This window comes from Sphingopyxis selenitireducens (assembly GCF_051550705.1).
GTDB lineage: Bacteria > Pseudomonadota > Alphaproteobacteria > Sphingomonadales > Sphingomonadaceae > Sphingopyxis.
In genome coordinates this window covers 689920-716189 of record NZ_JBPULG010000002.1, presented here as the reverse complement: position 1 = coordinate 716189, position 26270 = coordinate 689920, and the positions used below count along the sequence as shown (strand labels likewise).

At 63.9% G+C, this 26270-nt stretch carries 24 protein-coding genes and 1 tRNA gene; 17 read left to right on the top strand and 8 right to left on the bottom strand.

The genetic code is table 11. The annotated features are described in order from the left end of the window. Positions 1-32: 32 nt before the first annotated feature. The 8 genes from ACSYDV_RS09225 to ACSYDV_RS09190 all read left to right on the top strand — a co-directional run bounded on the left by ACSYDV_RS09225 (position 33) and on the right by ACSYDV_RS09190 (position 6258). Positions 33-407 carry a lipopolysaccharide assembly protein LapA domain-containing protein gene (locus tag ACSYDV_RS09225; protein ID WP_438323501.1) on the top strand — a complete coding sequence of 125 codons (375 nt, stop codon included), beginning with the start codon at positions 33-35 and terminating at the stop codon, positions 405-407. Continuing rightward, the gene (gene pyrF, locus ACSYDV_RS09220) at positions 404-1078 is read left to right on the top strand and encodes an orotidine-5'-phosphate decarboxylase (RefSeq protein ID WP_438323500.1); all 675 of its coding nucleotides are present in this window, start codon (positions 404-406) and stop codon (positions 1076-1078) included. Before ACSYDV_RS09225 ends, pyrF begins: the two co-directional genes overlap by 4 nt. Before the next feature lie 10 nt (positions 1079-1088). After that, complete coding sequence (locus tag ACSYDV_RS09215; RefSeq protein ID WP_438323499.1) at positions 1089-1718, top strand: phosphoribosylanthranilate isomerase; 630 nt, start codon at positions 1089-1091, stop codon at positions 1716-1718. Continuing rightward, complete coding sequence (gene trpB, locus ACSYDV_RS09210; protein WP_438323498.1) at positions 1715-2926, top strand: tryptophan synthase subunit beta; 1212 nt, start codon at positions 1715-1717, stop codon at positions 2924-2926. Before ACSYDV_RS09215 ends, trpB begins: the two co-directional genes overlap by 4 nt. Next, positions 2923-3117: a hypothetical protein gene (locus tag ACSYDV_RS09205; protein ID WP_438323497.1), complete on the top strand. Its 195-nt coding sequence runs from the start codon at positions 2923-2925 to the stop codon at positions 3115-3117. The genes trpB and ACSYDV_RS09205 overlap by 4 nt, the downstream gene beginning before the upstream one ends. After that, on the top strand, positions 3114-3914 hold the full coding sequence (gene trpA / locus ACSYDV_RS09200; RefSeq protein WP_438323496.1) for a tryptophan synthase subunit alpha: 801 nt from the start codon (positions 3114-3116) through the stop codon (positions 3912-3914). Before ACSYDV_RS09205 ends, trpA begins: the two co-directional genes overlap by 4 nt. Beyond that, the gene (gene accD, locus ACSYDV_RS09195; protein ID WP_438323495.1) at positions 3911-4762 is read left to right on the top strand and encodes an acetyl-CoA carboxylase, carboxyltransferase subunit beta; all 852 of its coding nucleotides are present in this window, start codon (positions 3911-3913) and stop codon (positions 4760-4762) included. Before trpA ends, accD begins: the two co-directional genes overlap by 4 nt. Positions 4763-4911: 149 nt before the next feature. After that, positions 4912-6258, top strand: coding sequence for a bifunctional folylpolyglutamate synthase/dihydrofolate synthase (locus ACSYDV_RS09190; RefSeq protein ID WP_438323494.1), 1347 nt, complete (start codon positions 4912-4914; stop codon positions 6256-6258). Between the two features lie 152 nt (positions 6259-6410). Here ACSYDV_RS09190 and ACSYDV_RS09185 read toward each other — a convergent pair whose 3' ends face one another. Together ACSYDV_RS09185 and ACSYDV_RS09180 are read right to left on the bottom strand one after the other, a co-directional pair. Continuing rightward, positions 6411-8087 carry an AmpG family muropeptide MFS transporter gene (locus ACSYDV_RS09185; RefSeq protein WP_438323493.1) on the bottom strand — a complete coding sequence of 559 codons (1677 nt, stop codon included), beginning with the start codon at positions 8085-8087 and terminating at the stop codon, positions 6411-6413. Positions 8088-8212: 125 nt separating this feature from the next. After that, positions 8213-8650 (bottom strand): response regulator, encoded by a 438-nt coding sequence (locus ACSYDV_RS09180; protein WP_438323492.1) that lies wholly within the window; start codon positions 8648-8650, stop codon positions 8213-8215. A gap of 156 nt (positions 8651-8806) precedes the next feature. Between ACSYDV_RS09180 and ACSYDV_RS09175 the strand changes: the two genes are divergently transcribed. Further along, on the top strand, positions 8807-9658 hold the full coding sequence (locus tag ACSYDV_RS09175) for a pseudouridine synthase (protein WP_438323491.1): 852 nt from the start codon (positions 8807-8809) through the stop codon (positions 9656-9658). A 5-nt stretch (positions 9659-9663) separates the two neighbouring features. Continuing rightward, entirely contained in the window at positions 9664-10206 is a 543-nt protein-coding gene (rsmD, locus tag ACSYDV_RS09170; protein WP_438323658.1) for a 16S rRNA (guanine(966)-N(2))-methyltransferase RsmD, read from the top strand. Here the strand turns inward: rsmD and ACSYDV_RS09165 are convergent. Next, positions 10203-11477 (bottom strand): MFS transporter, encoded by a 1275-nt coding sequence (locus tag ACSYDV_RS09165; protein WP_438323490.1) that lies wholly within the window; start codon positions 11475-11477, stop codon positions 10203-10205. The genes rsmD and ACSYDV_RS09165 overlap by 4 nt on opposite strands. A 141-nt stretch (positions 11478-11618) precedes the next feature. Here ACSYDV_RS09165 and ACSYDV_RS09160 point away from each other — a divergent pair, with 141 nt between their 5' ends. From ACSYDV_RS09160 to ACSYDV_RS09150, 3 genes are all read left to right on the top strand, one after another. Continuing rightward, positions 11619-13424 carry a sensor domain-containing diguanylate cyclase gene (locus tag ACSYDV_RS09160; RefSeq protein WP_438323489.1) on the top strand — a complete coding sequence of 602 codons (1806 nt, stop codon included), beginning with the start codon at positions 11619-11621 and terminating at the stop codon, positions 13422-13424. A gap of 128 nt (positions 13425-13552) precedes the next feature. Continuing rightward, the gene (locus ACSYDV_RS09155; RefSeq protein WP_438323488.1) at positions 13553-15859 is read left to right on the top strand and encodes an ATP-dependent helicase; all 2307 of its coding nucleotides are present in this window, start codon (positions 13553-13555) and stop codon (positions 15857-15859) included. 74 nt (positions 15860-15933) lie between these two features. Continuing rightward, the gene (locus tag ACSYDV_RS09150) at positions 15934-16821 is read left to right on the top strand and encodes a hypothetical protein (protein WP_438323487.1); all 888 of its coding nucleotides are present in this window, start codon (positions 15934-15936) and stop codon (positions 16819-16821) included. 82 nt (positions 16822-16903) lie between these two features. Here ACSYDV_RS09150 and ACSYDV_RS09145 read toward each other — a convergent pair. Then, positions 16904-16979 (bottom strand) — tRNA-Ala (locus ACSYDV_RS09145). A gap of 100 nt (positions 16980-17079) precedes the next feature. Between ACSYDV_RS09145 and ACSYDV_RS09140 the strand changes: the two genes are divergently transcribed. Next, complete coding sequence (locus ACSYDV_RS09140; protein ID WP_438323486.1) at positions 17080-18096, top strand: NADP-dependent oxidoreductase; 1017 nt, start codon at positions 17080-17082, stop codon at positions 18094-18096. Between the two features lie 15 nt (positions 18097-18111). Here ACSYDV_RS09140 and ACSYDV_RS09135 read toward each other — a convergent pair whose 3' ends face one another. Together ACSYDV_RS09135 and ACSYDV_RS09130 are read right to left on the bottom strand one after the other, a co-directional pair. Then, the gene (locus ACSYDV_RS09135) at positions 18112-19494 is read right to left on the bottom strand and encodes a DEAD/DEAH box helicase (RefSeq protein WP_438323485.1); all 1383 of its coding nucleotides are present in this window, start codon (positions 19492-19494) and stop codon (positions 18112-18114) included. A 128-nt stretch (positions 19495-19622) separates the two neighbouring features. Next, on the bottom strand, positions 19623-20153 hold the full coding sequence (locus ACSYDV_RS09130) for a hypothetical protein (RefSeq protein ID WP_438323484.1): 531 nt from the start codon (positions 20151-20153) through the stop codon (positions 19623-19625). A gap of 188 nt (positions 20154-20341) precedes the next feature. Between ACSYDV_RS09130 and ACSYDV_RS09125 the strand changes: the two genes are divergently transcribed. After that, entirely contained in the window at positions 20342-21766 is a 1425-nt protein-coding gene (locus ACSYDV_RS09125) for an FAD-binding oxidoreductase (RefSeq protein ID WP_438323483.1), read from the top strand. Between the two features lie 111 nt (positions 21767-21877). Beyond that, positions 21878-22657, top strand: coding sequence for a SapC family protein (locus tag ACSYDV_RS09120; protein ID WP_438323482.1), 780 nt, complete (start codon positions 21878-21880; stop codon positions 22655-22657). 205 nt (positions 22658-22862) lie between these two features. Here the strand turns inward: ACSYDV_RS09120 and ACSYDV_RS09115 are convergent, their stop codons facing one another. Next, a complete protein-coding gene (locus tag ACSYDV_RS09115) occupies positions 22863-23072 on the bottom strand; it encodes a DUF1674 domain-containing protein (RefSeq protein WP_438323481.1) in 210 nt (69 codons plus the stop codon). 52 nt (positions 23073-23124) lie between these two features. On the opposite strand from ACSYDV_RS09115, the gene ACSYDV_RS09110 reads away from it, so the two are divergent. After that, positions 23125-24423, top strand: a complete 1299-nt coding sequence (locus ACSYDV_RS09110; RefSeq protein ID WP_438323480.1) for an RsmB/NOP family class I SAM-dependent RNA methyltransferase — start codon at positions 23125-23127, stop codon at positions 24421-24423. Positions 24424-24475: 52 nt separating this feature from the next. Here the strand turns inward: ACSYDV_RS09110 and ACSYDV_RS09105 are convergent, their stop codons facing one another. Continuing rightward, entirely contained in the window at positions 24476-26197 is a 1722-nt protein-coding gene (locus ACSYDV_RS09105; protein ID WP_438323479.1) for a DUF885 domain-containing protein, read from the bottom strand. Positions 26198-26270 lie beyond the last annotated feature (73 nt).

Sequence of the window (26270 nt, the reverse complement as noted above, 5' to 3'; positions counted from 1 at the left end):
TTGGCGACAGACCGACAGAGGAGCAAGCCAAAGTGGGAATCCTGCGAACGATCATCTGGGTCTTGCTGACCGCCATTCTTGTCATTTTCGCCATGGCGAACTGGTTGCCCGTCACCGTCACCATCTGGCCGGGGCAAGTGCTCGACACCAAATTGCCGGTGCTGATCCTCGGCGCCTTCCTGATCGGCGCCGTGCCGATGTGGATCGCGCTGCGCACCGCGCGCTGGACGATGAAGCGCCGCCTCGACGCCAGCGAGCGCCAGCTTGCCGATCTGCGCGCGATGGCGAACCGCCCCGCCGAGCCGGTCGCGGCGCCCGTCACCCCAACCAGTTCAGTCACCCCGACCAGCTCAACTGCAACCGCGCCTGCCAACGACAGCCCAACCTTACCGCTGGAGACACCATGAGTTCGCCGCTTTATCTCGCCATCGACACCCCGCAGCTCGATAGCGCGCTCGCGCTCGCGCAGAAGGTGCGGCACCATGTTGGCGGGCTGAAGCTCGGACTCGAATTTTTCTGCGCCAACGGCCATCATGGCGTCCATGAAATGGGCAAGCTCGGCCTGCCCATCTTTCTCGACCTCAAGCTTCACGACATTCCGAACACCGTTGCCAAGGCTGTACAGGCGCTGCGCTCTCTGGAGCCCGCGATCCTTACCGTCCATGCCGCGGGCGGCCGCGCGATGATGGAAGAGGCAAAGGCCGTCGCTGGGCTGAACACCAAGGTTGTTGCGGTGACGGTGCTGACCAGCCTCGACGCACCCGACCTCGACGACATTGGGGTCGGCGGCACGCCGCACGATCAGGTCGTGCGCCTTGCCGCCCTCGCCCGCGAGTCAGGCCTCGACGGCATCGTCTGCTCGGGCCATGAAGTGAAAGCGGCGCGCAAGGTCTGGCCAGGCGGCTTTTTCGTCGTCCCCGGCGTGCGTCCGGCGGACGGCAAGGCGGGCGACCAGAAACGTATCGTGACGCCGGCGCAGGCGATGTCCGACGGCGCCTCGATCCTTGTGGTCGGCCGCCCGATCAGCCAGTCGCCAGATCCCGACCTGGCGGCACGCGCCATCGAAGCGACGCTTTAAAAGGTCCATCATGTCCATAATGGCAAAAATCTGCGGTGTGCGAACGCCGGAAACCATCGACGCCGCCGTCCGGCACGGCGCGACCCACATCGGCCTTGTCCATTTTGAGTCGAGCCCGCGTCACGTCGACCTCAAGACCGCAGTGGCACTCCGCCAGCACGCCGCCGGGCGGGTCAAGGTCGCACTGTTGCTCGTCAACGCGTCGCAGCGGCTGACCAGCGACGCGCTCGCCGCGATCCGGCCCGACATCATCCAGTTTCACGGCAATGAAACCCCCGAATGGCTTGCCGTCGTCAAGCGCCTCGTTCCCGCCGAAATCTGGAAGGCCGTTGGGCTCAAGGATGCGGGGACGCTGGAGCGGATTCAGAAATATCGCGGTATCACCGACCGGATCCTGTTCGACGCCCCCGCGCAGGCGCTGCCGGGCGGGAACGGCACCCGCTTCGACTGGTCGCTGCTCAGGAACCATCGCCACACGATGGACTGGGGCATCGCCGGCGGGCTTTCCCCGGACAATGTCGCCGAAGCGATCGCCGCGACCGGCGCGCCGCTCATCGACGTCTCTTCGGGGGTCGAAAGCGCGCCGGGCGTCAAGGATGTGGACAAGATCGCCGCTTTCCTTAAAGCGGCCGGGCTATGACAGACTTGCCCAACAGCCTCCGCAGCCAGCCCGACGCGCGCGGCCATTTCGGCGACTTCGGCGGGCGCTATGTCGCCGAAACGCTGATGCCGCTGATCCTCGACCTCGAGCGCGAATATCGCGCGGCGCAGGTCGATCCCGCGTTCAAGGCAGAGTTTGAGTATCTGCTGAAGAATTATGTCGGCCGTCCGAGCCCGCTCTGGTTCGCCGAGCGGTTGACGAACGATCTGGGCGGCGCGAAGATTTACCTCAAACGCGAGGATCTGAACCACACCGGCGCGCACAAGATCAACAATTGCATCGGCCAGATCCTGCTTGCCAAGCGGATGGGCAAGCAAAAGATCATCGCCGAAACGGGCGCCGGCCAGCATGGCGTCGCCACCGCGACCGTCGCGGCGCTCTTTGGCCTGCCCTGCACCATCTTCATGGGCGCGGTCGATGTCGCGCGGCAGCAGCCCAATGTGTTCCGCATGAAATTGCTGGGCGCCGAAGTCGTGGCGGTCGAAAGCGGCGCGAAGACGCTGAAGGACGCGATGAACGAGGCGCTGCGCCACTGGGTCGCGAACGTCCACGACACTTTCTATATCATCGGCACCGTTGCGGGGCCGCACCCCTATCCCGAGCTTGTCCGCGATTTCCAGTCGGTGATCGGCACCGAAGCGCGCGAGCAAATCCTCGAAGCGGAAGGCCGCTTGCCCGACATGCTGATCGCCCCCGTCGGCGGGGGATCGAACGCGATCGGCCTGTTCCACCCCTTCCTCGACGATGAAAGCGTCGAGATCGTCGGGGTCGAGGCGGCGGGCGAAGGCCTTGCTGGCAAGCACGCCGCGAGCCTCGCCGGCGGCAAGCCGGGCATATTGCATGGCAATAAAACCTATTTGTTGCAGGATGAGGACGGCCAGATCACCGAGGCGCACAGCATTTCGGCGGGCCTCGACTATCCGGGCATCGGTCCTGAGCATAGCTGGCTGCATGACATCGGCCGTGCGCGCTATGTCCCCGTCACCGACGCCGAGGCGCTCGCGAGCTTTCGGAAGCTCACCCAGCTCGAAGGCATCATCCCGGCGCTCGAAAGCGCGCATGCGATTGCTGCTGCCGAACGCATCGCGCCGACGCTGGGCAAGGACAAGATCATCATCGTCAACCTGTCGGGTCGCGGCGACAAGGATATCTTCACCGTCGCCGACGCGCTGGGGGTCGAGTTGTGAAGCGATCGAAGCTGTTCGGCGTTGTTACCGATTTCTGCCTGTTTCTGGTCCTCTTGTCGGCGGTCGATCTGCTGTTTCGCTATGGCCTGAATTTCGACGCATGGAATCTGGCTTCGGCACGACTGGCCTATAATGCGATCATCGCCGCGGTGATCGCGATTGTCCTTTATCTGAGGGGTTCTTCCCGATGACCCGCTTCACCACCGCCTTTGGCAAGCCGCACCCGGCGCTCGTCACCTTCGTGACCGTGGGTGATCCGACCCCTGCCGACACCGGCGCGATCCTCGATGCGCTCGTCGCGGGCGGCGCCGATGTGATCGAGCTGGGCATGCCCTTCACCGATCCGATGGCCGATGGCCCCGCGATCCAGGCTGCCAATTTGCGCAGCATGGCGGCGGGCACCAAAACCGCCGATATCTTCGCGATCGCCACCGCTTTCCGCAGCCGCCACGCCGACGTTCCGCTCGTCCTGATGGGCTATGCCAATCCGATGACGATCCGTGGCGGCGACTGGTTCGCCGCCGAATGCGCCAAGGCTGGCATCGACGGCGTCATCTGCGTCGATATCCCGTCAGAAGAGGACGCCGAACTCGGCCCGAGCCTCCGTGCCGCCGGAGTCGATCTGATCCGCCTCGCCACCCCGACCACCGACGCCGCGCGGCTTCCCGCCGTGCTCGAAGGCGCGGGCGGTTTCCTCTATTATGTCTCGGTCGCCGGGATCACCGGGCTGCAACAGGCCGCGCAGGCGAGCATCGATGATGCCGTCGCGCGCCTGAAAGCCATGACCGACCTTCCCGTCGCGGTCGGTTTCGGCGTCCGCACGCCGCAGCAGGCCGCTGAAATCGCCAAGGTCGCCGACGGCGTCGTCGTCGGGTCGGCGCTGGTCGACATCATCGCAAAACATGGCGCCGACGCCCCGGCCCATGTCGAAGCCTTCACCCGTTCGCTCGCCGATGCTATTCACGGCGCAAAGGAGATCGCCGCATGAGCTGGCTCGACCGCGTTCGCAACGCCCTGCCCTTCGCCGCCAAGCGCGATACTGCCGACAATCTCTGGCACAAATGCCGCCAGTGCCAGCAGATGGTGTTCGTCAAGGAATGGGAAGATAATCTCAACGTCTGCCCACGCTGCGAACATCATGACCGTATCGGCGCCAAGGAACGCTTTGCACAGCTGTTCGACGGCGGCATTCACGAACTGATCGCCGCACCCGCCGCGCCCGAAGATCCGCTGAAATTCCGCGACACCAAAAAATATGTCGACCGCATCAAGGCCGCGCGCACCTCGACCGGCGACCGCGATGCCTATCAAAACGGCTTTGGCCGCATTTCGGGCCAGCCGGTCGTGATCGGTGTCCAGGATTTCGCCTTCATGGGCGGGTCGATGGGCGTCGCCGTTGGTGAAGCCTTTGTCGCCGGCGTCGAACAGGCGATCAAGCGCGGCTGCCCCTATATCGCGATCACCGCCGCAGGCGGCGCGCGCATGCAGGAAGGCACACTGTCGCTGATGCAGATGCCGCGCGCGACGGTTGCGCTCGCGCGCCTGCGCCGCGCCGGCCTGCCCTATATCGTGCTGCTCACCGATCCGACGACGGGCGGTGTCACCGCCAGCTATGCGATGCTCGGCGACGTGCAGATCAGCGAGCCCAAGGCGCTGATCGGCTTCGCGGGCCAGCGCGTGATCGAGAATACGATCCGCGAAAAGCTGCCCGAAGGATTCCAGCGCGCCGAATATCTGCTCGATCACGGGATGATCGACATGGTCGTCGCGCGCAAGGACCTGCCCGAAACGCTCGGCCGCCTGATCGGCTATCTGGCGCCTGAAAAGGCCGCCTGACCAACGTCGCAACGAAGCGCCACTCTCTATTCTCGTCACCCCGGACTTGATCCGGGGCCTGCCTGTCGTGAAGGAAAAGGCGGGTGCCGGGTCAAGCCCGGCATGACGGATTGCGGGAGCGCCGTTTTCCTCTAATCGAGCCATTGACCATGCCCGACCACGCCCACAGCACCGACCCCGCGGTCCAGACCCAACTCGACCGCCTGGCCGCGCTCTCACCAGGCCGCGACATTCTCGGCCTCGAGCGCATCGCCGAAATCTGCGCGCGCCTCGGCAATCCGCAAGATCAGCTCCCGCGCACCTTCCACGTCGCGGGCACCAATGGCAAAGGATCGACCTGCGCCTTCCTTCGCTCGATCCTTGAGGCGAGCGGACGCACGGTGCACAGCTACACCAGCCCGCACCTCGTTCGGTTCAACGAACGCATCCGGCTTGCCGGTCAGTTGATCGACGACGCGCTGCTCGCCGCACTGCTCGAAGAAGTTTTGGACGCAGCAGCCGATCTGCACGCCAGCTTCTTTGAAATCACGACCGCTGCCGCCTTGCTCGCCTTCGCGCGCGTCCCGGCGGACGATGTCATTATCGAAGTCGGCCTTGGCGGCCGCCTTGACGCGACCAACATCATTCCCGCCCCCGCCGTTTGCGGCATCGCGTCGCTTGGCATCGACCATGAGGCGTTCCTGTTGGCGCCCGAGGTCGGAACCCCCGCAGATCCCGCGGTTCGCATCGCGTGGGAAAAGGCCGGGATCATCAAGCCCGGAACCCGCGTTGCAACCCTCGCCTATCCCGCGCCGCTGAGCGGCATCATCGCAGAGCGCGCTGCCGAAGCCAGCGTTACTATCTTTTCGGAGGGCGCGGGCTGGACCGTCGATCCCGAAGCCGACGGCTTTCGCTGGAGTTCAAATCTGCACGACGTCGCTGAAACGCTTCGTCCGCGCATGACCGGCGCGCATCAAACGCGCAACGCCGGCCTCGCCATCGCGATGCTGCAGCTCGCCGAACCGCGACCGACCGATGCCGAGATCGCGCGCGGCGTCGCCGCCGCCTTCTGGCCCGGGCGGATGCAGTTGCTCGGCGAAGGCCCGCTGATGGAGCGTCTGCCCCAGGGACATAATATCTGGGTCGATGGCGGCCATAATCTGGACGCCGCGCAACAACTCTCCGCGCTTCTCAGCCAAACGCTTGCTCGCCGCGAGCCCGTCGATCTTGTCCTGGGGATGCTTTCCAACAAGGATGCCGTGGGTTTTCTCGCGTTGCTGGCGCCCTACATCGGCAAACTCGTCGCGGTGCCGACCCCCGGCCATGAACATCATGCCCCCGCCGATCTCGCCCAAATCGCGCGCGACGCGGGGATCGCGCATGTGTCGGCGCAGGACGATCTTGCACTGGCCATCCGCGCGCTGGCGAACGACAGTCCGGCGCGCAACATATTGATCGGCGGCTCGCTCTATCTTGTCGGACAGGCCCTCGAACTCAACGAGGAATGGCCGGCCTGACCTTTCGCCGTAAGCTCACCTTTCAATCCCCGTTCGTGTCGAGCGAAGTCCAGACACCCGTTGGCACAGAGTCAGGCTGATGAGCATCTCGACGTCGCTCGATGCGAACGGGCGGAAAGAGCAGCCTTAGGTCGAGACTCTCAATGCTTTCATCACGCCTCATGCACAGGCGCCGCGACCTCGCCCGCCGTGCCGATCGACCGATCGACCAGCCCCGACCGCATCATCCACCAGAAGATCAAGATTCCCGGCACGGCCAGCGCGGTCGTCAGCAAATAAAACTCCACATAGCCGAAGACCTCGATCAAGCTGCCCGCACTCGTCCCGGTTACGAACCGCCCAAGGATGCTTGCCGCGGCAGAGAAGAGCGCGAAATGCGTCGCGGTGAAGCGCAGGTCGGCGAGCGCCGACAGATAGGCGACGACGCAGACGCCGCCGATCCCGCTCGCGAAATTCTCGAACCCGATCGCGCCCGCCATGCCCCAATTGCTGTGCCCGGCCATTGCAAGGCCCGCGAAGCTGAAGTTGGAAATCGCCATCAGGACGAGGCTGAGCAGCACCGACCTTTTCATCCCCAGCCGCGCATAAAGTATCCCACCGACGAACACCCCTGCCAGCAAGGCCCAAAAACCCAGTCCGACATCGTAAAAGGCGATCTCGTCGTTGGTGTAGCCCAGATCCTCGAACAGCAGGCGGAAGGTCAGGTTGGCGAGCGTGTCGCCCAATTTGTGGAACAAGAGGAAGAACAGGATCAGGATCGCGCCTTCGCGTGAAAAAAACTCCGAAAGCGGTCCGACCGCTCCCTTGTCGGGCGCTTGGCCGGCGCGCGATTTGGTCGGCAGAACGAGCAGCGCCCCAATGACGGCAGCGCCGACGGCCAGCAGCACCCACAGCAATGCCGGGGCGACATAGGCCGCGATTGTTGCCCAATCGGCCGCCAGCACCGCGACCAGCGCCAGCGCGGGCAGCGCGATGATCCAGTTCACATTCCCGCTCCACCCGATATCGCGCGCGCGGCGGGCGGAAAGGTCGAACAGCGGGAACAAATATCCCACAAGGACCATCAGGGTCAGGATATCGACCTTCAGCCACTGGTCGATTTGCTGTGCAAGCAGGAAGGCGACCGGGAAGCTGCCGATGAAAATCGCATAATGGTTGCGCGACAGAAAGGCGGGCCAGTGCCGCTCGATCTTGCGCTCGGGTTCGCCCATCACCAGCCCGGTGACGATCGCGGGCAGCACCAGCGCCGCGCACACCATATAGGCGACGCCCCAGCCCGCGCGGTCGGCGACGACCAGTGCCAGCGCGCCCGCAACCGCCGCGCCGATGCGCCAGCCATATTGGGACATGCCCGACCCTGTGCCCAATTGTTCGGGCGCGAGCAGTTCGATCCGATAGGCATCGATGACGATGTCGAAGGTCGCACCCGCAAGCCCGACCGAAATCGCCGCGAGCGCGACCACGGCAAGCGACGCCTTGGGATCGAGATTGCCCAGGACCGACACCGCGAGGAAAACAAGCGCGCCGACAAGGATCAACCATGAGCGCCGTTGGCCGATGCGGCCAAGGATCGGAATGCGAAAGCGGTCGATCGCCGGCGCCCACGCCCATTTGAGATTATAGGCGAGAAAGGTCAGCGCGAAGGCGGTGACCGACGATTTCTCGATCCCGTCCTGCGCCAGCCGCGTCGTCAGCGTCGCGCCGATCATCGCAAAGGGAAAACCCGACGATATGCCAAGGAACAGCGCGGCGAGCGGCGCGGGTTCGAGATAGGGACGCAAACTGTCGCGCCATCCCGCCGGTCCCGGCATCGCTGCATCTGTCGCCATGATATTCCCCTTATGCGGCGTAGCCGTCGGCCACGCCCGATTGTTTCAAAGGCCTAAAGCCTTGAGGATAAATTGGAAGCCGCGAATTGGCGATCGGGCGGCCTCGGCCCCCGTTTCGTCGCGGCTCAGGCGGCCTTGGGCTGCCAATAGGTCTGGAGCCCGCTCACCTTGCGCGGTGGCTTGTTCTTGCACAGCATCGTCTCGATCGCATGGACGGCGCCGGCGAGCGCCGAGGCGCTGTGCGGCTTGTTGAGGCACGCCAGTGCGATATCGCCCGCATCGTCGGGGCATTTGCCGGTGACCAGCAGCACGGCGATGCCGCGGTCGCGTGCAAGCCGCGCGACGTCGCGCCCGCTCATATGGCCCGCAAGCTGCAGATCGAGGACGATGGCATCGAGTTGCTCGCCGGCCAATATGCCGACCGCCGCCTCGCCCGAATCGACTGTCGCGACAACATCATATCCGGCGTGTTTCAGCGTCCGCTCATTATCGAACGCGACCAGCGGATCATCTTCAATGATCAGCAGCCGCTTGATACACGACGGGCGGGACGCGAAGAGCATGTTTTACTCCCTTTAATGGCCCCATGCCGCGCCCGGAGCCGTCCCGCAAGATTGCTTCTGCTTGCCATCGACGAAGCGACCACTTTCCGGCTATGAGCGTGATCGTAAAGCCACAGTATCGTGGCCAATAACGACAAGAAAGCCGCATCCGTTCCCATGACGACCCGCCGTCCTCCCCGTTCCGCCCCCGATCGCGACGCTCCGCGCGACGCCCCCCGTGGCCGCCGCGCCGCCCGCGCCGACTCGTCCGCGCGCAAACCCAAGCCCGTCGAGACCGAGCGCGACGAGGAAGGTCCGCAGCGCATCGCCAAGCTGCTCGCGCGCGCCGGGGTCGGCTCGCGCCGCGATGTCGAACGGATGGTCGAGGAAGGCCGCATCGCGCTCAATGGTCAGGTCATCGTTCAGCCCGCGCCGCTGCTCAGCTCGCTCGAAGGGTTGACGGTCGACGGCAACCCCGTCGCCAAGCCCGTTTCGACGCGCCTCTATCGTTTCTACAAGCCGGTCGGATGCATCACCGCCGCGCGCGATCCCAAGGGACGCAAGACGATCTATGACGTCTTGCCCAAGGATTTGCCGCGCCTGATGCCCGTCGGCCGTCTCGACTATAATACCGAGGGGCTGCTGCTGCTGACCAACGATGGCGAATTCAAGCGCCAGCTCGAACTGCCCGCGAGCGGAGTCGAGCGCACCTATCGCGCCCGCGCCTTTGGCGAAATCAGCCAGGAGCAGCTTGAGGAACTCTCGATGGGTATCGAGATCGAGGGCGTGCGCTATGGCAAGATCGACGCCAATCTCGAACGCCGCACCGGGCGTAACCAGTGGGTCGAAATGACGCTGACCGAGGGCAAGAACCGCGAAGTGCGCAAAGTGCTCGAACATTTCGGACTGCAGGTCAGCCGCCTGATCCGTACCCGCTATGGTTCGTTCGAACTTGACGGCCTGCCGGTCGGTGCGGTCGATGTCGTGCCGCGCGACGAGCTGTTCAAATTCCGCCGGCACCTGCGCTGATGGCGATGCGGGTTATTTCGGGCGAATGGCGCGGCCGCAAGCTGCTGGCGCCGAAGGGCGACACGACGCGCCCGACCGCCGACCGCACGCGCGAGACCTTGTTCTCGATGCTGACCAGCCGCCTCGGCAGTTTCGAGGGGCTGGTCGTCGCCGACCTGTTCGCGGGATCGGGCGCGCTCGGGATCGAGGCGCTGTCGCGCGGGGCGGAGCAATGCCTGTTTGCCGAACAGGATCGCGATGCGCTGGACACGCTGCGCAAGAATTTGGGATCGCTCGACGCCGCTGCGCGCGCCGATGTGCGCGCGACGTCGGTGCTGGCGCTTGGGCCGGCGAAACGCACGTATGACTTGCTGATGCTCGACCCGCCCTATGGCACGGGCGCGGCGGGCGTTGCGCTCGACAAGCTGAACCGGCTGGGCTGGATCGGCGCCGACAGCTGGATCTCGGTCGAGACCGCTCATGACGAGACTGTCGAGGTCGCGGGCTTTGCGATCGACGCCGAACGCAAGGTCGGTAAAGCCAAGCTGACGCTGCTGCGGGTAGATTAGATTTGGGCGGCTGCCCGCCGCCGCACCATCGACAGCCCGAGCCAGCTGAATATTCCCGCGAGGGACAGATACAGCCCGACCACGGCGGTCCCGCGCCAGTCGCTCAGGCCCTGCGCGACGATCGGCGCCATCGCCCCGCCCAATATGCCGCCCAGATTGAACGCCATCGACGCACCGGTATAGCGCACGCGCACCGGGAACAGGTCGGTGAGCCACACGCCGAGCGGGCCATAGACCAGCCCCATCACGAACAATGCGCTCGCCAGCCCCAGCCCGACGATCCACCATGATCCCGACGCCAGCGTCGGCCCGAATATAAAGCCGATCAGCACCGTCGCGCCGCAGCCCCAGGTCAGCACGCGCTGCGCGCTGACCGCATCGCTGGCATAGCCCGCGACGATGATCCCGACCGCCATGAACAGGATCGCGCCGAGCTGGATCAGCAGAAACTGCTCTTTAGGATAGCCCAGCACCGTCGTCCCGTGCGCCAGCGCGAACGCGGTCGCGAGGTAGAAGATCGCGAAACAGGCGACGACCGCAAAGGTCCCCGCGAGCGTTACCAGCACATGGTTGCGCAGCAGTTCGCCGATCGGGATTCCGGCTGGAGGTCCCTTCTCCATCGCCTCGGCAAAGTCGGGGGTCTCCCCGATTTTCAATCGCACCCACAACCCTAATCCGACGAGTACGGCCGAGAGCAGGAACGGAATACGCCAGCCCCACGCCGCGAAATCGCTGTCGTTGAGCGTCAGCCCGAGGATCAGGAACAGCCCGTTGGCGGCGATAAAGCCGACCGGCGCGCCGAGCTGCGGGAACATTCCGAACCGCCCGCGCCAACCCGGCGGGGCATTCTCGACCGCGAGCAACGCCGCGCCGCCCCATTCGCCGCCAAGGCCAAAGCCCTGCCCGAAGCGCAGCAGGCACAGCAGCAAGGGGGCGACCCATCCGACCATCGCATAGGTGGGCAGAAAGGCGATCAGCAGTGTCGACGCCCCCATCAGCATCAGCGAGGCGACCAGCGTCGACTTGCGCCCGATGCGGTCGCCATAATGGCCGAATACAATCGCCCCAACAGGCCGTGCGAAAAAGGCGAGGCCAAAGCTCATGAAGCTCAGCATCAGCTGTGCCGAGGCCGATTCCGACGGAAAGAACAAGGGACCGAACACCAGCGCCGCCGCCGTGCCGTAAATATAGAAATCGTAGAATTCGACCGCGGTGCCGACGAGGCTTGCGGTCAGGACGCGGCGATGCGCGCGATAGGGTGCCAGATCCATGAGCGATGCCTCTCCGCTTTCATTGTCGAGCCGCTTTGAACGCCTTGCCGCGCGCCATGCAAGCGGAATACGCCGTCCGGCCCGCGGGCAAAGCAAAACGAGTTAACCTGTTGCCAAGGATCGGCTGGCTAGGGTCCGGCGATGCGTTTGGCGACAATCACCAATTGGGCTTATGGGGCAACCGTCGTACTGACGATCGTGTCGAGCACGACCATGATTTTTGCATCCAACGCGCAGGAACGCGAGCGCGCGGCGGTCGAGCAGCGTTACGAACTCGATCAGGCGACGTCTGAACTGGGGATCGACATTTACGCGCTGAGCGATCGGGCGCGACAATATGTCAACACGGGCGATCCGACCTATCTTGCCACTTATCGTAGCGAGGTCGCGGCCCTCAAGACCGTTGAGGATCGCATCCGGCACATCGGCGACGCGGGCGCCACAGCGGGCGAACTCGGCGCATTGAAAAAGGCGATCAGCCTGGCCGACCTGCTCCGCGACGAGCAGGAAACCGCGCTGGCAGCTTACGAGAAAGGCGACACCGTCGCCGCGCGCCAGTTGCTGTTCGGCGCCGAATACGAACGCCAGCTCGACCGCGCCGAAATCGAGGTTCAGCGTTTTCAGGACCGGCTCGACAGCCGGATCGCGGCGCAGGTCACCGACGCGACCGACCTTGCCCGGATATGGAAGACGATCTCCGAAGTCGTACTCGGGCTGACCGCGCTGCTTGTCCTGTTCGTGCTCTATTTCGTCTTCAAGCAGCGTGTGCTGCATCCGGTCGTCAAGCTCAGCGACGTGGTCAACCGCCTCGCGGTACAGGATTTCGCCGCCGAACCGCCCGAAATCAGTCATATCGACGAGATCGGCGACATGGCGCAGGCGATCCGCATTTTCCGCGAAAATGGCCTCGAACGGCAGCGGCTCGAGGCCGAGCGCGACGCAGACCGGATGATGCGCGACCTTTTGTCGCGGATGACGCAGCGGATGCAGGGCTGCGACACGCTCCACGACCTGAAAGAGGTGGTTCAGCGCTTCGTGCCCGAAATCGCACCGGGGCTGCCGGGGCGGCTCTATCTGCTCGACCGGCAACGCAATGTCGTGGCGGAAGCGTGTAGCTGGCTCGGCCCGGTTCGATCCGGAACCGAGTTCTCGGCCGTTTCCTGCTGGGCGTTGCGCCGTGGCCTCCCGCATCGCCCGGCGGGCGGCCATGTCGATGTTCCGTGCGATCATATCGAGCGCGATACCGACCAGCCGGTGGACACGCTGTGCCTGCCGCTCACCGCCCAACGTGAAACGCTGGGCCTGCTCTATTTCGAGATGCCGGACGCCAATCTTCCGCGCACGGCCGTACCCGAAATCTATTTCGACATGCTTGCGGAAAATATCGGGCTGGCGATCGCCAACCTGCAATTGCGCGACACGCTGCGCGAGATGGCCATGGCCGATTCGCTGACCGGCCTCGCCAATCGCCGTCAGCTCGGGCATATTCTGGAAACCCAGATTGCCCAAGCCGAGCGCCTTGGCGAGCCGCTGGGATGCCTGATGATCGATGTCGATCATTTCAAGCGATTCAACGACGAACATGGTCATGAAGCCGGAGATGCGGTCCTGCGCGGGGTCGGTCATGTGCTGGCCCATGCGACGCGCGAAGCGGGGCTCGCCTTTCGCTATGGCGGCGAAGAGTTTCTGATCCTTCTCCCGACCCTGTCACCCCGCCAGGCCGAGGAGCGCGCTCAGGATATTCGCGCCCGCATCTCCGCACTTCGGCTGGGGCATGGCGATCGCGATCTGGAGCCCGTCACGGTTTCGGTCGGCGCGGCTGTTGCGCCCGGCCATTGCACCTATGATCGGCTTATCCGTACGGCAGACGCCGCACTGCTGCGCGCCAAGGCCCTTGGTCGAGACAGGGTTGAAGTGGCGAAGGTCCGGGATTCCAAATCGGCGTAGCCCCATAGAAGTCCGTTCCAATCCCGCAACCCGCTCGCAGCTTGTGCAAGGATGCCGAGGCGCGAGACAGCCCAGCCTCACCGCACTGGACAGCCCCGCCGCTGTTCCCTAATCGTTCGCGCGTGAACATGCCCCCCGCCTCCCCGCCCGACCTGCCCCCGCCCGGTCCATCCGACCCGCCCTATCTGCAAGGATTGAACGGTCCGCAGCGGCAGGCGGTTCTGACGACCGAAGGTCCGGTGCTGATGCTGGCAGGTGCCGGCACCGGCAAGACGGCGGCGCTGACCGCGCGCCTCGCGCACATCATGGCGACGCGCCGCGCCTGGCCGTCCGAAATCCTTGCGGTGACCTTCACCAACAAGGCCGCGCGCGAGATGCGCGAGCGCATCGGTCGCATGGTCGGCGACGTCGTAGAGGGAATGCCCTGGCTCGGCACCTTCCACAGCATCGCGGCCAAGATGCTGCGCCGCCACGCCGAACTGGTCGGACTGCAGAGCAATTTCACCATCCTCGACACCGACGACCAGCTTCGCGTCCTCAAGCAGCTGATTCAGGCCGAGGGGCTGGACGAGAAGCGCTGGCCCGCGCGTCAGCTCGCCGGGCTGATCGACAAGTGGAAGAACCGCGGGCTTATCCCCGGCGATCTCGATGCCGGTGACAAGGAAGCCTATGCCGACGGCAAGGGGCAGCATTTCTATGCCCTTTATCAGGCACGGCTGAAGACGCTCAACGCCTGCGACTTTGGCGACCTGTTGCTCCACATGCTGGTGATCCTGAAAAACCACCGCGATGTGCTGGAACAGTATCAGGAGCGCTTCAAATATATCCTCGTCGACGAATATCAGGACACCAACGCCAGCCAATATCTGTGGCTGCGCCTCCTCGCCCAGACCCGTAAGAATATCTGCTGCGTCGGCGACGACGACCAGTCGATCTATTCGTGGCGCGGCGCCGAGGTCGCGAACATCTTGCGCTTTGAAAAGGATTTCCCCGGCGCCACGGTGATCCGCCTCGAACAAAATTATCGCTCGACGCCGCAAATCCTGGCCGCCGCCTCGGCATTGATCGCACAGAACAGCGGCCGCCTTGGCAAGACGCTGTGGACCGACCTTGAGCCCGGCGACAAATTGCGCGTCGTCGGTGTGTGGGACGGCCCCGAAGAAGCACGGCGGATCGGTGAAGAGCTCGAAAGCCTCCAGCGCCAGCGCATCTCGCTCGACCGCGCGGCGATCCTCGTCCGCGCGCAGTTTCAGACGCGCGAGTTCGAAGACCGCTTTATCGCGATCGGCATGCCGTACCGCATCGTCGGCGGTTTCCGTTTCTATGAGCGCGCCGAAATTCGCGACGCCCTCGCCTATCTGCGGCTCGTTCACTCGGCGGCCGACGATCTGGCGTTCGAACGCATCGTCAACACGCCCAAGCGCGGGCTTGGCGACAAGGCGCTCCAGCGCATTCACCAGTTCGCGCGCCACGAACAGGCATCGCTGCTCCATGCCGGCGCGCGCCTCATTGAAACCGACGAGCTGACCCCGCAGGCGCGGCGCCAGCTCGCGAACTTCGTCGCACAGGTGCGTGGATGGCAGGAAAAGGCGAACCAGCTCTCGCACCCCGAACTGACCCAACTGATCCTCGACGAGTCGGGCTATACCGCTATGTTGCAGGCCGACCGCAGCGTCGAGGCGGCGGGCCGATTGGAAAATCTGTCCGAACTTGTCCGCGCGATGGAGGAGTATGAAACGCTCGAGGAATTCCTGGAGCATGTCAGCCTGGTGATGGACCGCGACAATGACGATCAGAGCGAAACCGTCACGATCATGACGATCCATGCCGCCAAGGGCCTCGAATTCGATCATGTCTTCCTTGCCGGCTGGGAGGATGGTGTTTTCCCGTCGCAGCGGTCGATGGACGAAGGCGGCACCGCCAGCCTCGAGGAAGAACGCCGCCTCGCCTATGTCGCGATCACCCGCGCCCGCCAGCGCGCGACCATCTATCACGCCGCCAACCGCCGCATCTATGGCCAGTGGATGAGCAGCATCCCCAGCCGCTTCATCGGCGAAATCCCGCCAGAACATGTCGACAGCGAAAACAGCTTCGGCGGGGGACAAAGCCTGTGGCGCGCCAACTGGTCGGCGCAGAGCGACCCTTTCGCACAGGTCGCGGAACGCAATGCCACGCGCACGATGACGCGCGGCCCGGCGTGGCAGCGCGCGGCGGTCAAATCCTCGACCGTCACTCGCGCGCCCGCCCCCACCGAAGGCGGCCGCGCTGCATCGGTCGGCGCCAAGGCCCGCAGCGATATCGCGATCGGCATGCGCGTGTTCCACGAGAAATTCGGATATGGCGCGGTCACCGACATCGACGGCAACAAGCTGGAGGTCGAGTTTGAACAGGCGGGGGTCAAGCGCGTCCTCGACAGCTTCATCAAGCTCGCCTGACTGCTATTGTCTACTATATAAGTTGTGATATGTCCTCACATGCGATCAACGAGTCGCGTTTGGGAGAATCATCAATGAAAATGAAGCTCTTAGCGGGCGCCGTTGCGCTCGCCTTGGCCGGTTGCGGCCAAAAGCCTTCCGAAGAATCCATCTCCGCCGAAGCCCCTGCCGCAACTGAGGCCGCCGTTGATGCGGCCGGCGGGCCGGACGTCGCGATCACCGCGGCGCCGGGTGTCGCGTTCAACTATCAATACGCCTTCCGTCTCGACGACAAGCGCATCGCGAAAGTGCAGGAAGACCATGCAGCAGCCTGTGAGGCGCTCGGCATCAACCGCTGCCGTATCACCGGCATGTCCTATCGCCTCGTCCGCGAAAACGAAATCGCAGGCCAGCTCCAGTTCAAGCTCGACCCCGCTATCGCCCGCCGTTTCGGCAAAGACGCCATCGCGACCGTCGAAAAGGCAGAAGGCGTGCTCGCCCTCGCCAATATCACCGGCGACGATGTCGGATCGACGATCAGCGAGTCGCAGCGGCGCAGCGCCGGGACGGGCGCGGAAATCACCCGGCTCGAAACGCGACTGAAGCAGGCTGGCCTCGGCGACCGCGAGCGCACCGAACTTCAGCAGCAGATTGCCACGCTGCGCCAGCAACAAAATGCCGAAAGCGACACCCGCCGCGCGGGAGAAGCTTTGCTTGCAACCACGCCGATGACCTTTGACTATCAGGGTACCGGCGGTCTCCCCGGCATCGGCTATGGCAACCCGTTCAGCGATGCGCTCAATATGCTGATCCGCAGTGGCGGCCTGATGCTGTCCTTCATTCTGGTCGCCGGTGCGGCGGTGTTGCCCTGGGCGGCACTCTTTGCGCTTTTTCTGTTGTTGTGGCGGACCAAAGCGGTGGTCGGAGTGCGTGGTTGGTTCGCGGGCCGGAAAAAGGCCGCCCCGCCGACGCCCCCTGCCTGAACGCAACGGCCGGGGACGAGCTGCCTGTCCCCGGTCGACGCTCTTGCAAGGCCAAAATAATATCATGTCAGGGGAAAGGCCGTGGTGGAGCCGAGGGGAATCGAACCCCTGACCTCTGCAGTGCGATTGCAGCGCTCTCCCATCTGAGCTACGGCCCCGCGACCGGAGGTCGGTTTATCGACGCGGCTTGACAGTGGCAACGGCTTTTCTGACCAGAGCTGAAATCCACGGGTCAAGAAATGGGGAACGGGGGGTTCTATGGCCAAGGCATGGCATCTGGTCCGGCGTCCACAGGGGCTGCCGTCGGTTGACGATTTCGCATTGCGCGACCTTCCCGATCAGACGCTCGAAACCGACCAGCTTCGCGTCCGCAATCTGTGGCTTTCGGTCGACCCCTATATGCGTGGCCGGATGAACGACGCGGGCAGCTACGCCGCCTGTTTCCAGCTCGATCAGCCGATGACCGGCGGTGCCATCGGCGAAGTGATGGAGAGCCGGATCGACGGCTTTGCCCCCGGCGACTTGATCGTCCATATGGGCGGATGGCGCGACGGTGGGATCATCGGGCTCGACATGATGCCCAACAAGATTCCCGCCGAATTGTTGAGTGCGGGAATGACGCCGCAGACCTTTCTTCACAATATGGGGCTCACCGGCGGCACCGCGTGGATCGGGCTCTTGCGCGTCGCCGCGGCGAGGCCGGGCGACACGATATTTGTTTCGGCCGCCGCGGGCGCGGTTGGATCTTCTGTGGTCCAGATCGCCAAGGCACGCGAAATGACCGTCATCGGCTCCGCCGGCGGCGCGGAAAAATGCGCCTGGGTCAAGGAATTGGGCGCCGACGCTGTGGTCGATTACAAAGCCGGGCCGATATTGCCCGGCCTTAAGGACGCGCTGCAATCGCTGGGCAAGCCGGGGATCGACGTCTATTTCGACAATGTCGGCGGCGAGCATCTCGACGCCGCCTTTGCCGTTGCCAATGATTTCGCGCGCTTTGCCATTTGCGGGATGATCGACGTCTATAACGACGCCAAGGCGCAGGACATGAAATATCTGGTTCGCACCATCCCGGCACGAATCCGCATGGAAGGCTTTATCTACACCGACCAGTTCATCGATTGCATGGAGGAATTCTACGCCGATATGGGCGCGTTGATCGCCAGCGGTGCCGTCACGATCCGCGAAACCGTGCACGACGGACTGGAGGCCACGCCCCGCGCCTTTCTCGGCCTGTTTTCCGGCGACAATATCGGGAAGATGCTGGTCAGGCTCTGACCGGCCTCCGCCTGATCAGCTGTTGAACCCGACCGAAAGGAAGCCCGGCATCGGGCCGTTCCAGCCGTCGTCGGGACCATCCTGATCGTCGCGACGCGACGGAGCAGGCGACCGGCGGCTATCGTCGGCCTTTCTTGGCTTCGCCGGCGGCGGCGCTTCAGCGACAGTTTCGCGCGCCGGCTTCGCGGCGCCGCGACCACGGCCGCCACGCTCCGAACGCGCGCTACGGCGCGGCGCCCGCTCTTCTTCAGAGGATTCTGGCCGGGCCGCTTCGGCTTTTGGCGCGCCCGTGTCGTGAACCGGGATCGTGTAGCCCGTCAGCTTCTGGATGTTGTCGACCGCCTCGTCATCGGAGGGCGTCACCAGCGTGAAGGCACGGCCTTTCGCTCCGGCACGGCCAGTGCGGCCGATGCGGTGGACATAATCATCAGGGTGCCAAGGCGCGTCGAAATTGAACACGTGGCTGACGCCTTTGACGTCGAGACCGCGCGCCGCGACGTCGGACGCCACCAAGATGTTGATCGAGCCGTTTTTGAAGCGATCGAGTTCGGCGATCCGGCTCGACTGGTCCATGTCACCATGGATCTCGCCCGCCTGATAGCCCGAGCGCTGCAACGACTTCGCCAGTTCGCGCACCGTCGTCTTGCGGTTGCAAAAGATGATCGCGGTGCCGACATTCTCAGCCTCGATCAGGCCGCGGAGCGTGTCGCGCTTGCTGCGTTCCGACGTCTTGACGAGATATTGGGCGATATTCTCGTTCCGGCTTGCCGGACGGGCCACTTCGATCGTCTTGGGATTCGACAGAAATTTGTCCGCGAGCTTCTTGATGGGCGGCGGCATGGTCGCCGAGAACAGCAAAGTCTGCCGATTCGCGGGCAGCTTGGTGCAGATATTCTCGATGTCGGGAATGAAGCCCATGTCGAGCATCCGGTCCGCCTCGTCGATGACAAGCAGGTTGCAACCGGTCAACAGGATCTTGCCGCGTTCGAACAGGTCCATCAGGCGGCCCGGAGTCGCGATCAGGACGTCGACGCCCTTTTCCAGCGCCTTGACCTGATCGCCCATCTGAACGCCGCCGATCAGCAGCGCCATCGACAGCTTGTGATACTTGCCGTATTTTTCAAAATTTTCCGCGACTTGCGCCGCGAGTTCACGCGTCGGTTCGAGGATCAGCGAACGCGGCATACGGGCACGAGCACGGCCATGCGCCAGAATGTCGATCATCGGCAGCACGAAAGATGCGGTCTTGCCCGTTCCCGTCTGAGCGATGCCGATCATGTCGCGCATCATCAGGACAGAGGGGATTGCTCCCGCCTGGATCGGGGTCGGTTCATCATAGCCCGCCTCGGTAACGGCGCGCAGAAGTTCGTCGGAAAGGCCGATGTCGGCAAATTTCATAGGGTCATCATGTCCGGAAAAAGGGGTTAGCACCGCGTCCCACGCCAGCGCGTGCTGGGGCGGCCAATGGGGAAAGTGCGATGAAAAGTCAAGAAAAGGCGACGAAATGCCGCGATTAATCGCGAGACCTAATCCTCGTCGCGCGGGACCGGCACCATCAGGCGAAATTTATTGACCTCGCACTTCGCGCCGGTGCGGGCGTGAATCTGGTCGCGCCCTTCGCAAAGCCGGCCATCCTTATTGCCCTGCATATAAAAGCCGGCATAGAAATCGAGCGCCCGGCAACCGCGATTTAGCTGAGCCCGCAGTCGCTGCTTCTGCCGCGTAATCAGGTCGATACTGTCGCCCTGCGCCGCCTGCATTCCCATGATATTGCGCATCGCCACGCATTTGGGAGCCTTTTTCTCTTTCCATACGACCGGCTGTTCGCGCAGCCGCAGTTGCGGCGTCGGCCCTGCAGCGAAATTGTTGAGCGGCGAACGCTGCGCAGGCACACGAATGATGAGTTGTTGCTCGATCACCACTTGCCAATAGGGCGAAGCAGGCGCCACCGGCATCGGCGGAACCAGCCCGACGAGCGACTCCGGCGGAGCGACCGGTACGTCAACGTCGGCGGTCGGCGCGGCCGCCGCGATCAACAAGACGGTAGCGGTCAACACGGCGATGCGGCCGCGCCTTCGCTATATCGATGCAATATCCAGTTCACCCGTCGCTCCCGCATCATGCCGGCTGGACGAACAGATTCTATTCGTCCATCGCTCCCTTTAAGGAGCATGATTGAACACCAAATGAATTGCTGTCGACCCCTGCCCGCAAATCCCTCCGGTTTTTTTCGGCGCCGACCGGCATGACTCGCGCTCCGTCGCCCGCGTTGCTCGACGCGTTAAAGGCGTTGCTGGGGCCGAAAGGCTTTACCGATGATGCCGATGCGATGGCCCCCTGGCTGACCGACTGGCGCGGAAAATATCACGGCGTCGCCGCAGCCATGCTGTCGCCGGCCTCGACCGAAGACGTGTCCGCCGTCGTTCGTCTTTGCGCCGAGGCCGAGGTGGCAATCGTACCGCAGGGTGGCAACAGCGGCATGGTCGGCGGCGCGACCCCCGACGCATCGGGGACCCAGCTGTTGCTGAGCCTGCGGCGGATGAACCGGGTTCTGAGCATCGACCGCGACGCCGGGTTCGCGGTGGCCGAAGCGGGAGTCATTCTGGAACATTTCCACGAAGCCGCGCTGACGCGCGGCCTGCGATTTCCCCTGACGCTGGGCGGCAAGGGCTCGGCGACGATCGGCGGGCTCGTCTCAACCAACGCCGGGGGCACCCAGGTGCTGCGCCACGGCACCATGCGCATGCTGGTCGCAGGCGTCGAGGCGGTATTGCCCGACGGCCGCATCTTCGACGGGCTGGCCCCGCTCAAGAAGGACAATCGCGGCTATGACCTGCGGCACCTTCTTTGCGGCGCGGAGGGGACACTGGGCATCGTAACGGCGGCGTGCCTTCGCCTCGTTCCCGCCACGACGGCCCGGCGAACCGCATGGATCGGCCTCAAGTCGCCCGAAGATGCCCTGTTGCTGCTGCGCCAGCTCGATCGCGCCATCGGCCGCGAGCTCGAGGGATTCGAGATTATTCCGCATAGCTGCCTCGATGCAGTGCTGCGCCACATTCCGCAAACACGTGCCCCGCTGGCAGACCATCACCCTTGGTACGCCCTTGTCGAACTGGCCGGCGACGATGGCGATTCGCTGGACGCGGCCCTGCAGGCAGAACTTGCGGCCGCACTGGAAGCGGAATGGATCCGCGACGCCGCAATCGCCAAAAGCGACCGTGAAAGCGAAGATTTCTGGCGATTGCGCGATTCCATATCGGAAGCGGAACGCGCGGAAGGTCCGGCGATCCAGCACGACATCAGCGTCCCCGTGGACCTGATGCCGCGCTTCATCGCCGACAATGCACGGCGGCTCGCCGATGGGTTTCCGGGCGTCCGCGCGCTGTCCTTCGGACATCTGGGCGACGGCAACGTCCACCATCATGTCCAGCCCCCCATCGATAGCGATGGCGCGGCGTGGCTTGCCGAACATGGCGCGGCAGCCAGCCGGCTGGTCTATGCCCATGTCATCGAGCTTGGCGGCTCCCTGTCCGCCGAACATGGTATTGGCCAGATGAAGCGCGACATATTGGCTGAACTCGACAGTCCGGCACGATTGGCGGCGCTGCGCGGCGTCAAAGCCGGGCTCGATCCCAAATGCCTGTTCAATCCCGGCAAATTAATCGCCTGACCGCGCGGCCCCATAGCGATCGGCCACTTGCGCCGTGACGCTTAGCCCAATAAGGCGCCCCATTGTCTTTTCGTCCCGCCCCGTCCGGGGATTCCTGTTTGGAGTTCGATCATGGCCACTGCGCCCGCCAATGCCAATCTGCCGCTTTTCTATAAGGACCTCGTCCCGCTTTCGAGCGTCGACCATGCCGATTTCCGTGCGCGCGCCCTTGATCGCGCCGATTTCCTGGTCGATCAGCATGCCGTGCCGCTGACCAGCGACGAACTCGTCGCCGCGTCGCGCTTTTATCCGATCGTATTCTCGGCAGGCGACAATCCGGTTCCGCTGGCACTGATGGGCCTCAACGAAGGCATCAACACGTTCGTCGATGCGGAAGGCAAGCTGGTCAATCCGGTTTATGTCCCGGCCTATATCCGCCGCTATCCCTTCCTTCTGGCACGCCTGCGTCCCGATTCGGACGAATTGTCGCTTTGCTTCGACCCCACGGCGAACGCGGTCGGCAAGTTCGACGAAGGCGATGAATTGTTCGCTGACGGAAAGCCGTCGGAAGCGACCAATGCCGTCCTGCAGTTCTGCCAGAATTTCGAAGAAGCCGGTCAGCGCACCAGCATGTTCGTCGAAGAACTGAAAAAGGCCGACCTGCTGATGGACGGCGAAGTCGCGATCCAGCCCGAGGGCGCCGACAAGCCCTATGTCTATCGCGGTTTCCAGATGGTCGACGAGAACAAGCTGCGCGAACTGCGCGGCGACGTGCTGCGCAAGATGATGCAGAACGGCATGCTGCCGCTGATCTTCGCGCACCTCTTCTCGTTGCAGCTGATGCGCGAAATTTTTGCCGAACAGGTGAAGAGTGGCAAAATGCCGCTGATCACGGAAGCACCGACCGTCTAAAAAGCGGATCCGTCATCGTGACCGCCCGAACCGGGCCCGCTGGAAAATCCGGCGGATTCCGGTTCGGGCGGTCGCCATTTGACGATATGATCGGGCAATATTTGTCCGGCGTTCCATTGATGATCGGGCGGCGGAACACGTGGCTCGTTACGAACCGGCCTGACGTTGAACCTGTTTGGCCGCGGTGCCCTTTGGGCATGGTGCATCAGAAGTCGATCGCCAGCCCCTTGAGCTCCCAATCGCCATAACGCACAGGATTGCGGCCACCCGGTTGATCCTCGGCCTTGTCCTCTTGTATCGGCTCAGGCACCGGCAGAGGGTCGTTGACCCATCCCGCAGGCGGCTTCAAATGCGCCGGGCGCTTCGCAGCTCGCGGGGTGCCGCCGATGCTCTCTTCTTCGCTTGTTCGGGTCATGGGATAACCATAGACTCCTGCGCGCCTCACGCCAACCATTGGAACATCACCCATGACCGATCGTCGTCCGAACAAAAGGCGCCCTGCGACCGAAATGGACCCGCCGGGGACGGCGACCCGCCGCGCTGCGCTGCGCCTGATCGACGCGATTCTCCGTCGCGGCGATCCGCTCGACGTCGCCATGCATGCCGCGACGCAAGGTCTTCAACCCAACGATCGGGCTTTTGCCGTCGCGATCGTGTCGGAAACGCTGCGCTGGATGGCCGACATCGACATATTGATCGACAGTGCGACGGCGCAAATCCTGCCCGACGACGTAAAATCGCGCGCGGTTCTGCGCATCGCGCTCGCCCAGCTGCTCGTGCTGAAAAGCCCGCCGCATGCCGTCGTCGCGACCGCCCTCCCGCTCCTCGCAAACGGACCACGACGGCTGGTTCATGCCATATTGTCGCGGGCGCAACAGGATGGCTGGCAGCTTCCGGAAACGGCCAGCCTGCCGCTGTCCACCGCCGAGCGCTGGGCCGAGGAATGGAGTCCGGAAATGGCCGACGCGGCCGCCATCGCATGGAGCGCGGCGCCTCCCATCGATCTCAGCTTTGCTGCCGAACCGGGCGCAGAGGAATGGGCCGACGCGGTCACGCTCGCGCCGCTGCATCGCCGCCTGCCGCGCGGCCTGGCCGTCGAAGCGATGCCCGGATTTAGCGAAGGCGGCTGGTGGGTTCAGGATCTGGCGGCCAGCCTTCCCGCGCGCCTGCTTGGTGCGGGCGAAGGCCATCATGTACTTGACCTCTGCGCTGCCCCCGGCGGCAAGACCATGCAACTTGCGGCGGCAGGCTGGCGGGTCACTGCGGTCGATTCGAGCGCCAAGCGCCTCGGTCGGCTGCAAGAAAATCTCGACCGCACCGGCTTGTCTGCCGTCATCGAACAGGGTGACATCCGGTCATGGGCGCCGGAAGAGAAGGCAGATGCCGTCCTGCTCGACGCACCTTGCACGGCGACAGGCATTTTTCGCCGCCATCCCGATGTCTTGCACCGGATCGAGCCCGCGCAGATCGCCGAAATGGCGCTTTTGCAATCCGAACTGCTCGACCGGGCGGCGCAGTGGGTCAAACCGGGCGGGACGCTCGTCTACGCAACCTGTTCGCTGGAGCGGGCCGAAGGCGAAGACCAGATAACGGCCTTTCTGGGTCGGCACAGCGATTGGGCGATTGATCCCGCGCGGGTCGACGAATTGCCCGGCAACGTCACCCCTGACGCAGAAGGTTTCGTCCGGACCCTGCCCGGGACGCTCGCCGAGGCAGGCGGGCTCGATGGTTTCTTCGTCGCGCGGTTGCGCGCGCCGGCAGCCTGATCCGCGCGACCGGGCCAGCGGCCTCCGCTAGCCCGGTCGCACGATCATCGAATCAGAAGACCGCCTTCGGCGCATCCTCTTTCATCATTGCGGCGCGGACCATCGGGATCGGTGGGCCGCCATAGGAGAGGAATTCGTCGTGGAAGGCCTTCCACTTCGTGCGGTCGCCCTTCGTCCAATCCTCCCGCAGCTTGCGGATCATCAGCTTGCCCATCGTATAGTTGAGGTAGAGCGGATCATAAGTGCCGCGCGCCGCCTGTTGCCGGGCATTGCCTTCGTCCTGATAGCATTGCTCCTTGAACAGCTTTTCCGAGTCCGCGACGGTCATGCCGCGGGTGTGCAGGCCGATCGCCGAGAGATAGCGGCAATTGCGGAGCAGCGCGTTCGACAACTGGCCGATATGGGTTTCGGCGTCGCCCTCGTTCAGACCCGCTTCCCACATCATTTCCTCGGTATAATGCGCCCAGCCCTCGGCAAAGGCATAGCCGACGAACAGCTTGCCGAAGATGCTGGTCGCGCGGTTCGAATGCAGGAAGTTCAGGAAGTGCCCCGGCCACACCTCATGCGCCGAGGTGAAGAGCAGGTCCTTCTTGCCGGGCACAAAGTCGGCCTGGGTCTTTGCATCCCAGCTCGGGTCGGGGGGCGAGATATAATAGACCGACGGCAGGCCTTTCTCATATGGCCCCGGAATGTCGATATAGGCGCTGTTCTGACGGTTGTACGGCGGCGATTCCTCGACCTTTGCCTCTTCGGTGCCGGGGATCGACACCAGATCCTTTTCGACCAGAAATGCGCGCAGCGTCGGCAACTGGCGCCGTGCCTCGGCTACCGGGCCATCGGCGGGCTTGTCGCCATTCATCTTTTTCATGCAGTCGCCAAGCGCCATGCCTGCCGCAAAGGTGGCGCATGCGGCCTTTAGCGCATCCTGATTGCGCTTGAGGTCGGCCTGACCGATCCGCTCGAGTTCGTCGAGCGGTGTATCGACGCCTTCGTTGGTCAGGATCATCTTGGCGAATTTATCGGCGCCCAGTGCATAACCGTCGGGGGTTCCGGGCTGCGAACCGACATATTTCGCAAGGTCGGTCATCGCGGCGCCAGCCTTGGCTGCGGCTTCGTCGAACTGCTTTTGCAGGGCCGGATCCTTGACCTCGGCAAAGGCCGCCTTGGCATCGCCGGTATAATAGTCGGCAAAGCCCCCGAAGCCCGCCGTGCCGAATTTGACGAAGGTCGCAGGGAGCGGCAGCTTCAGATTCGCCTTGATCTGCGCCGCCGCCGCCGGGACTTTCTCTGCATAGGAGATGAAGGCCTTCATCCGCGTCGTCGCATCGGCGTAGGGTCGCGCGATATAGACATTGGGGTCAAGCGCACCGACGTAAAAGGCCGGGTTCTTTTGGGCGAAGTCGGTGTCGCGGAGAAAGAACAGCTGCCCCTGCGCAACATGGACCAGATAATCGCGCTCAAACTTTTCGGCGTCGGTCATCTTGCCATCGAAGGCCTTGGCCTCGGCGATGGTCTTTTCCAGAAACGCTGCCTGCTTCTCGAGCCCTTCGGGCGACCAGTCGGGGAGTTGCCCGTCAAATTCATGCTTGCCCTGATAGACCGCGAAATTGGGGTTGAGCGGGAAATAGCCTTTGAGGAAATCGTCGCGAAACTGGGTCCAGTTTTCCGCGCCAGCCGCCGACGGGGATTTGTTGTCGGAGGCGTTGCAGGCGGTCAGAACAAGCAGCGTCGCAGCCATTGCGGCGCCACCGAAGCGGGCAAATTTACGTTTCATCCGGCGATCTCCCTGTCATCTTTGCCCCACCTTCTGCCACCCGAATCCATCGATGACATCCGCAAATCGACGA